This window comes from Paenibacillus sp. NPDC056933 (assembly GCF_042674385.1).
Lineage (GTDB): Bacteria > Bacillota > Bacilli > Paenibacillales > Paenibacillaceae > Paenibacillus.
The window spans coordinates 52502-59701 of the sequence record NZ_JBHUQN010000005.1; the positions used below are offsets into that span (position 1 = coordinate 52502).

Sequence of the window (7200 nt, forward strand, 5' to 3'; positions counted from 1 at the left end):
ACCCCAATGGTTCGTCGGAGCATCCGCTTCGTTAGCGCTACTTCGCAGTCTCGACCCGTAAGGAGAGTATCCCTTCTGGGACGTATTAAAAAAAGCTTCCTTCGGGGAGCTTTTTGCGTTCCGGGGATAATCTGCTCCGTTCGTTGTCTGTTGTTGACACGAGATGTTATGCTTATTGGTGTATATGTATGTATCAATGTATACATATTAGACAAATAACCCATAGGAGATTTACCATGCCCTCATCTTTACATCAAAACTCACCTGACCGTGCTGCAGTCGATAATTCATCGTCAGCCTCCATGAAACTTGGACTCTTGCTGGCAGGCATTATCGTTATCGCAGCGACCATGCGCTCACCCATTACGGCAACAGGTCCTATCGTGGAACTGATCCGTGCAGATACAGGAATAAGTCATACGATGGCAGGGTTACTTACCTCTCTTCCTCTGCTTGCCTTTGCGGCAATTTCTCCGTTTGCCCCACAACTGGCGCGAAGATTCGGATTAGAAACGGCTTTGTTAACGGCCATAATTCTTGTAACCATAGGCGTAACCCTCCGGTTCATGCCCTCTGTTCCCATTCTCTTCGCAGGAACAGCGATTCTCGGATGTGGCATTGCCCTAAGCAACGTATTGCTGCCCAGTCTGATCAAGCGGGATTTCCCATTGCGAGTAGGACTCATTACCGGCCTCTACTCCGTATCCATGAATATCTGGGGTGCCATCGCCTCAGGAATAAGTGTCCCCGCGGCAGGCTTGACCTCCATGGGATGGCACGCATCACTGGGTATGTGGGCCGTACTGTCCATTCTGGCACTGATTCTCTGGCTGCCTCACGTCCGTACAGGACGTCGTGGTGAAGTTTACGTGGCTTCGAGAACGGAAGCGAAGCCGGTTCGTCTGCGCTCTTCTTCCTTAGCCTGGTCTGTCACACTGTTCATGGGACTGCAATCTTTAATTTTTTACACCACGATTACCTGGCTGCCCGAGATTTTATCTGATCAGGGTTTCAGTTCCTCTTCGGCGGGTTGGATGCTATCCCTGATGCAAATGGTTAGTGTTCCGGTAACGTTCATCGTTCCCATTATGGCAGGACGCATGAAAGATCAACGTGGGTTGACAGCAATCACATGCTCTTGTCTGATTCTGGGATATGCATTCCTTTTAAGCGGTATCCCCTCCCTCATAACCGTCGGTGTTGCTTTGGCCGGCGTGGGAGCCGGGGCTTCATTCGGACTTGTAACCATGTTTTTTGTACTGCGTACAGCCGATGCCAGACAAGCTGCAAGCCTATCAGGAATGGCTCAGTCATTCGGATATATGTTGGCGGCAGTCGGACCTTTGCTGTTCGGGGTGCTTCATGACTGGACAAAAGGATGGACCCTTCCTTTGCTGGTCCAGGTTATCCTTGCCATTGTTTTACTGATCGCAGGGATCAAGGCCAGCAAGAATAGAGTAATCGGTTAGATTAAAAAATGGATATCCATTCCATATATGCAGCAAAATATAAAACCAAACGGCCTCCATCCCGCGAAATCGAGATGGAGGCCGTTTATGCGAAGAACCATTCCTTCAATAAATTAGTGCCGCAGGATTCACTTCACCTTAACCGTGATGGTGTCTGTGCTGGTAACTCCGGAAGCGTTGATTAATTCCGCCCGATACTTGTACGTTCCTGATGTGCGTCCCGACAGCTTACTCACAGCGCTTTGCGCAAAAGGCGTAGCTGCACTGAGTGCCTGGGTGTCGATCAACTGATCATTTTCATAGAGGCGATACTCCGTGGCATTGGTTCCCCACCATAAATTCATGGTAACCTTATAATTGCCGTCACCATCCCAGTTATCGTGAGAGAGAACAGCTTTACCCGGCGATGCGTTGGTCACCCGAACCGTCAACGTCTGACTCCGCGTTGTCCCCTTGTCGTTGGTTAACTCGGCTACGTACGTATATGTGCCGTTGGCTTTGCCCGTGATTTTCGTCCGAGCAAATTGCGCCCAAGGAGCATTGTAGGTCAACTTCTGTGTATCGATCAGAACTCCATCCTCATAAAGCTTATAGCTCGTGCCGTTCTCGCCCCACCACATGTTCATAGTGACGGTATACGAGCCCTCAAGCAAGCCGTTAACTTGTCCGTTATTGTGAGACAATGCAGGCGTTCCAGGCGCTCGGACAGCCGGGGTTTCCGGTTCGGTCTCTTTGGATTCCAAATGTAGTGCCGTGCTGGCCTTACCCGAAAGTCCCTGCTGGTCTGTTACCGTAAATTCAACGATGTATTCCCCTGCTTCAATTCCTTCCAAAGGAAGACTGAAGCTACCATCTTGTTTTACTTCAAAAACACCGTCCTTATAAATTGAACCATTCTCTTTTTTCACGACATACGTTGCTTCCAAGGCAGCAGACGGGTCAAACTCGATGTTCCAGCCCTCTCGGAGAGCAGGAGCGACACGGAAGTACAAGTCGTCCACGCTACCGTTAATGACAGCAGTTTCATCCTGTTTGAACTCCAGCTTTTCTGGAGCGGTTACAGCCGGAGCTATCTTTTTCACCAGGAATGGGGAGGTGTCTTCCTTGTAGGTTTTGCCATCCACACCGATCGTCGTGATGTCAACCGTGTATAAACCATCCGGAATTTCAGTCACTTCGTCTGTTGTGTAATCCGCATATTCGCCATCCCATGCCAGATTATATCTTGTATTGGCAGCGAAGTTATAGTTGCTACCAAAAATGTAACCGATGTATCCGTCATGATAGTGTCCCCCTTCCGGGTTAAGACCATCAAAAATCTCAATCAGAGCGAAATTCATTGGATTATAAAATTCCATGGCAACATTGAGTGTATCCAGCGTACCATCAGACTTCAATGGATAATGGAACGGATTCTTCTCTGTACCTTTTACAGTCTCAATGTATTTAACTCCTGCCAGCGTAATATTGAAATGCGCAACATAAGGAACCGTAAATGTATTCGTTCCATTGGACAATTGAAGATATCCTTGTGCTTCTGTTACTGCAGTCACACCTTTTGGAACAGTGATGGTCACCTGCAACTCTTCCTCACCATTCAATGTGAAGGAACTTTTGTCCACCGCTACAGAAACGCCAGGCACCGTGCGTGTTGGGTTTACATTTACAGTGTAGTCTCCACCACTGCCATTCAGCGACTCCACTTTAATCGTTTTGGTGACGGTTTTTTCGTCCGTGCTCAGGAAATTACCGAAATTGACACTTCCTGTGACATTAGGCTTCTCAACAACTACGCCATTCTCTGTGTATTTCGTTACATCCAATACTTTAACAAATGCAGCAGGATCAATCGTTTTCACCGCCTGAATACGTCCTGCGCCTTGATCAAACACATCATATTTCGTCGTGTCGAGCACTTTACCATTGTTCATAAGTGCCACCTTAATATCAAAAGGTGTCCAGTCACTATGTTTCTCAATCAACAGGGCAACCAGTCCGGCAACATGTGGTGTCGCCATACTTGTACCTGATTTCCGATCATAAGCTTGTGAATAATCTGCTCCAGGCTCATCCTTGCCGTATGCAGGAATGGTAGACAGAATGCTGGCACCAGGCGCGACCACATCCGGTTTAATATCAAGGGTCACCTTGGCTGGTCCACGGGAACTGGTCGTACTCATTTCATCTCCCGGCGTTTGACCACGCTCAAAGTCACTAAAGCTCACTTTAACCGGTTGTCCTGCATCCAGTTCAGCCTTGATGACTTCCCCATCCTCCTTCGACATGCTCAAAGTAGGAATTAACTCAAAATTATCTCCCAAACTCACACCGATCGGTCCCGGGATATTGTTATATACAATAATGGCAACTGCACCAGCTGCTTTGGCATTGGCTACTTTCTCCACAAATGCCAGTTCACCACGCTGTACCAAAGCCACTTTACCTGTAAAATCCTTGCCTTCAAAATCAGTTGGTTTGCCGAGTCCGGCAAAAACAAGTTCATATGAATCCGTTAAAACAGATTCCGGGTCTGCTGAAAGACTCCAGCCCATGATATCAAGGCGATAGACAGACTCTGTCACAGCCAGCGGGTTTTGCTCTGTTTCAGTTGGAGCAGCCGCTGGCTTTTCTTCTACAGGCTCAACTTCCGGAGAAGCTGCGACAGGTGCAGAAGGTGAGGTTGGTTGAGTATCCTCTTCTGAAACGTCACCCTCTGCATCTGGTGTCGGCACTGGCTCACCCTGATCCGACACTTTAGGACTATCCGTCCCCGGTGCTGACCCCAGTTCAGGTGATTGCTCTGCCTCAGGTACCGGCTGTTCTTCAGGAAGTGTACCTTTACCTTCCTCACCAATCCAGAAATGCGTATTAGCCGTAATGATCTGGCTAGGCCCTGTCGAGTTGCCTACAGTGATTGCCATAGCCGATGCTCCCGGGGAACCCAAAGTATAACGATTCGGACCATCATTACCACTTGCCACAACTGCAGTCACGCCAGACAGCATGGCATTATTAAGTGCAACGGAAGTGATATAACTTGGATCATTTGCGGAGTTACCCAGCGAGAGATTGATTACATCCATGCCATCGGCAACGGAACGGTCAATTCCACCCAGCACCCATGAAGTTTGCCCACTTCCATAAGGTCCAAGCACACGATATGCATAAATATCGGCTTCAGGTGCAATCCCAACAATGCCATAATCTCCAGCTTCACGAGCAGCAATGGTACCCGCTACGTGAGTACCGTGAGAGGTGTAATAAGCACTTCCTTTTTCATTAAATTCAGGTTCGCCCGATCCCTTCCACTCTTCACGTGTTGTTTCATAAGGATCATTGTCATTTCCAACGAAATCCCATCCACCCTTATAAGCGTCTTGCAGATTAGGATGTTCATAGTCGATCCCTGTATCAATGACGCCTACTTTAATGCCTTGTCCTTTATACCCCAGATCCCATACTTCCGGTGCACCAATAAAAGGCGCTGTATCTTTCATATATGGATCCACTTCATCTGTTTCCGGAGATAACGTAATCTCAATGTCAGGATATACGCTAACAACACCCGGTATACGAAGCAATTGTCCCAATTGGTTTCCTTTGAGCTCAATAGCTACACCATTCAGGGCATATGCATAATTTTCCAATACTTCATGTTTGATTTTTTTCTGAGTGAGGCTATGTACAAATGACTGTTGTTGTTGCTCTATTTGAGTCACAGCATTTGTTTCCATAGAGGAGGTAAATGATTTTCCTTCGAGGGTAGATTCACCTTGTGCAACAGCAACCGGCTTATTGGAGAGTTCAACGATAACTCTGGTTTCCTCTCCGCCAAGACCTTCCAGACTCTTGTCCAGAAAAGGATCTGCGGCAAGCTTGTCTTCCCGCTGATCAAGAATTTCTCTCCATTGCGTGGCCTCAGACTTGCTTAGAACATCCTCAAGCTGAACATCTGCAGGAGCAGCTCCAGCCGCTGGCATAATCATGGAGAAGATCATAAGAACACTTAACAATATGGATATCAAACGTTTATTCAAAGCTATTCCCCTCCTTCTACAATATAAAAGTACCTCACCAATCGGGCCCTGCTATGACAAGCGCTGCAACACTTGTAACCACTTCACCTTCCAATCTGCAAAACGATTGACCCTCGGTAAATTATTCTACTAAAATAGCACACTTCCCTTCTAAATAATTACAATTATGATATAAAAATTACTTATATGGTTCTTTGGTAAGAGAAAAATGTGGAATTGTATTTATTTGTCGTTAAAATATTTCAATTTTTATTTAAGGCATAGGCAAAAAGGCAGGGAGCCTCTTATCGAGAGGAGATTCCCAGCCTATGCATGAATCAATGTATTTTTAAACAGAGCGTATTTATTCATTTAACAAAGGCATTTCATGTGATTATTTCAATTTCCGGCTTTACTGCTTCAATGCGCAGCCGCTTATAATCGGCATAAATCGCATCTTCATCCCAGAGTTTTGGCAGAACGATTTTGCTGGTTTCATGACAGATTTCCTGAATCTTCTCCTGATCCAATCCCTCAAAATAGTCCCCTCCAAAATGGGCTAACCAGCCCTCAATACCCTGTTCGCCATCCGCTAGTCTGGTAGGACGGTCATAGTGGTAGGCCCGTCGTACCAAGAACCCTCGTTGTTCCAGAACGCGGCTATATTGACCGATCGTTGGGAAGTACCAAGGATTGCGCTCTGAAGCCCGAATCCCAGTATGTCGTTCAAATACCTCCTCTAACCCGTTAACAATAATCTGCACGTTACCTTTGCCACCAAACTCCGCAACAAAACGTCCGCCAGGCTTCAATGATTTCCATATGCTATCGACAACAAGTCGCGGACTTCGCATCCAATGCAGGGCTGCATTGGAAAAGACAGCATCATACAGCTTGCTTGTCTCAAACTGATGTCCATCTCCCTCCATGAATGTGATATGGGGAAACTTCTCTCTTGCACGACGAATCATATCCGGTGACGCATCCATGCCAACCACCTCAGCCTGCGCCATAGAAATTTCGTACGTCAAATCCCCCGTCCCGCATCCCAGATCCAGGATGTATTCCCCTTTCCCCGGTTGAAGCCACGAGATTAAGTTCCTACCGTAACCAGATACAAATGCCAATTTGTTGTCATACTCATCAGCCTGCCATTGATTAATCGATTGCATGGATACCACCGTCGTTGTCATACTCATCAGCCTGCCATTGATTAATCGATTGCATGGATACCACCGTCGCTTTCATGATTGATATCCTCATTGTGGCACATCATGGTTTATTATTTAAATATATAAATTCTATCTATTTAATAAGTTCTACCTATAAACCGACATCTATTTTCCATGAAAAATAATCATTCACTTCATTAAAACAGGCCTCCACCCAGTGGAGACCTTGTGATTTATCTTTTTCTATTGTTCAGGTGCATAAAATGTCCCTTCCAATTCGACAATATCATTTTGATTCAAACGATCCACTTCAATAATGCTGCCCGGTGGATAAGATCCGAAACCCACAGTTCTTTTTGGATTTGATTCACGATGGGACGATAGTCTGGGATGGTTATCCCATCTCACAGCCAAAAATGATATCACCGATCAAATACCCATCAGTCTGTAGAAACCGTAAACGGGGGAATGATGCAAGCTTCTTGTTTTACGTCCCGGGAGGGATGCTCTCCTTACAGTCGAGACTGCGAAGTGGTCCTACCG

General features: G+C 46.5%; 3 protein-coding genes. 1 reads left to right on the forward strand and 2 read right to left on the reverse strand.

Features of this window, described 5'->3' with window-relative positions:
• Positions 1–236 precede the first annotated feature (236 nt).
• A complete protein-coding gene (locus ACFTRD_RS26715) occupies positions 237–1469 on the forward strand; it encodes a CynX/NimT family MFS transporter (protein ID WP_379385342.1) in 1233 nt (410 codons plus the stop codon).
• Between the two features lie 128 nt (positions 1470–1597).
• On the opposite strand, the gene ACFTRD_RS26720 is transcribed toward ACFTRD_RS26715, so the two are convergent.
• Together ACFTRD_RS26720 and ACFTRD_RS26725 are read right to left on the reverse strand one after the other, a co-directional pair.
• Positions 1598–5506: a S8 family serine peptidase gene (locus tag ACFTRD_RS26720; protein WP_379385344.1), complete on the reverse strand. Its 3909-nt coding sequence runs from the start codon at positions 5504–5506 to the stop codon at positions 1598–1600.
• Between the two features lie 365 nt (positions 5507–5871).
• Positions 5872–6678: a class I SAM-dependent methyltransferase gene (locus ACFTRD_RS26725; protein WP_379385346.1), complete on the reverse strand. Its 807-nt coding sequence runs from the start codon at positions 6676–6678 to the stop codon at positions 5872–5874.
• Between the last annotated feature and the right edge of the window lie 522 nt (positions 6679–7200).

Bases quoted from the DNA above. Each gene is read 5' to 3' on its own strand.
- ACFTRD_RS26725 (WP_379385346.1), bottom strand. From the start codon at position 6,678: ATGACAACGACGGTGGTATCCATGCAATCGATTAATCAATGGCAGGCT.
- ACFTRD_RS26715 (WP_379385342.1), top strand. From the start codon at position 237: ATGCCCTCATCTTTACATCAAAACTCACCTGACCGTGCTGCAGTCGAT.